The organism is Variovorax sp. 01T439_2, from assembly GCF_056398445.1.
Genome location: NZ_JBFTPJ010001120.1, coordinates 1 through 1,691, shown reverse-complemented (window position 1 = coordinate 1,691; position 1,691 = coordinate 1). Strand labels below are relative to the sequence as shown.

Genomic DNA, 1,691 nt, shown 5'->3' with positions numbered 1-1,691 from the left:
CTTCCGGACCGGTCCTGTTTCCCGTCCCGTGGGCGCGCACGCCGGATACGAGCTTCCTCGTGCAGCCGGACGAGTTGCGCAGGCTTCTCGAGAACGCTGGATTCACGATTTCCGACTGGATGGACACGACCGAGGCAGCGCGCACGTGGTTTGTGTCCCTGGCCGAGAAGATCCGCAAGGAAGGCTTTCCGCCGCTTGGATTCCATCTGCTCCTCGGGGCCGACTTTCAGGCGATGGCACAAAATCAGGGGCGAAATCTCCAGGAAGGGCGGATAGTTCTTGGACAAGTTGTCGCAAGGAAATAGGCGGCGCCCAACAATGGAGCGCGGCCGCTGCGGCTACGCCGGCGCCGTGCCCTTGACGGCCCACGCGAGCGCGGCATAGGAGCGCGCGCCATCGGCTTCGCCGTCGAGGTAGGCCGCCTCGACCGCCTCGCGCAGCCTGGAGCGCGCATCCGCATCGAGCGTCGCGACGTATTCCGCGCCGGGCCCGTCCTTGCCCTCGAAGGGCGCCCAGTAGTCGGCGAACGAGGCAAACTCCATGCGGATGGCGAGCGTCGTTTCTTCCACGCCCTTGAACCCCGCGTCGCGCCAGGCCCGGGCCAGTTCACCGGGCCGCGTGAGGGGCCGCGTGTAGTTGCGGGCGCGGCGGGCGCCGGCCTCGGGGTCGAGCATGGCGGCGGTGTCGAAGAACATGCGGTTGGAGACCCAGCCGCCGCGCGCGTCCCACACCGCCGCACCGACCACCGCGCCGGGCCGGGCGACGCGGCGCATCTCGGCAATGGCCTTGCCCGGCTCCGGCACGAAGTGCAGCACCAGCAGCGAGAGCACGCGGTCGAAGCTTTGCGCCGGATACGGCAGCGAACAGGCATCGCCCACCTCGAAGACGATGCGCGCATCCTCGTTGTGGCGCCTGGCATGCTCGATGTAGGGCAGCGCGATGTCCACGCCCCGCATTTCGCCGGCGCCGGTGCGGCGGGCCACGGCGAAAGTCAGGTGGCCGGTGCCGCATCCGACGTCGAGGATGCGGTCGCCGTCCGCGGTGGCGACAAAGTCGAGGAAAGGCAGCGCAAGAAGGCGGCTCCAGCGGCCCATCAGCCGTTCATAGCCATCGCCGTCGGTGGCGACGAAGGTCGAGGACGTGGTGCTCATGGCAATCCCTCCGCACGGCCGGGCGCATGCAAGAGTGCCGTGCAGGCCGATGCTATGCCTCGGCCGATGGCTGCGTCAACGCCGGTGGGCCTGCCGGTTTTCTACAGCCCTTGCCTTGGCGCCTTTTGCAGCAGCTCCGCAAGCTGCGCCTTCCACCATGTTGCCTGGCCCGTGGTTCCGTGGCCGGTGGTCCGGTCGCTGGACGGGATCAGGTAGTAGCGGCCATTCTTCACGCGCTTCATTTCGCGTTCCATGATGCCGGTCTCAGGCGGGTTGCGCTCATCATCGGCCGCGTTGATGGCAAGCACGGCCGCCTGGATGCGCTCCAGCCCGGGGGACGGGTTGTAGTCGGCGGACGCCTCCCATTGGTAGAGGATGTCGTTTGCATCCGCAGTGAAGGGCGCACCCAGGCGCGTCTCCAGCAGCTTGTCGGCCTGGGCACGCGTCGGCGCGGCCTTGTACATCGCCAGGTTGCCGCCGCTGGTGGCGGTGGCGAAGAACACGGAGGCCAACTGGGCGCTGCGAGGCTGGGTGGTGTAG

2 protein-coding genes and 1 pseudogene are annotated in these 1,691 nt (G+C 68.2%); 1 reads left to right on the top strand and 2 read right to left on the bottom strand.

The window, feature by feature from the left end:
* Positions 1-305: pseudogene (locus AC1DOC_RS32615) on the top strand (SAM-dependent methyltransferase); the annotation flags it as partial.
* A gap of 33 nt (positions 306-338) precedes the next feature.
* Here the strand turns inward: AC1DOC_RS32615 and AC1DOC_RS32610 are convergent.
* Together AC1DOC_RS32610 and AC1DOC_RS32605 are read right to left on the bottom strand one after the other, a co-directional pair.
* The gene (locus AC1DOC_RS32610; protein WP_015865829.1) at positions 339-1,151 is read right to left on the bottom strand and encodes a class I SAM-dependent methyltransferase; all 813 of its coding nucleotides are present in this window, start codon (positions 1,149-1,151) and stop codon (positions 339-341) included.
* A 101-nt stretch (positions 1,152-1,252) separates the two neighbouring features.
* A partial coding sequence (locus AC1DOC_RS32605; protein ID WP_478131435.1) for an alpha/beta hydrolase family protein occupies positions 1,253-1,691 on the bottom strand: 439 nt, incomplete at its 5' end.

Bases quoted from the DNA above. Each gene is read 5' to 3' on its own strand.
- AC1DOC_RS32610 (WP_015865829.1), bottom strand. From the start codon at position 1,151: ATGAGCACCACGTCCTCGACCTTCGTCGCCACCGACGGCGATGGCTAT.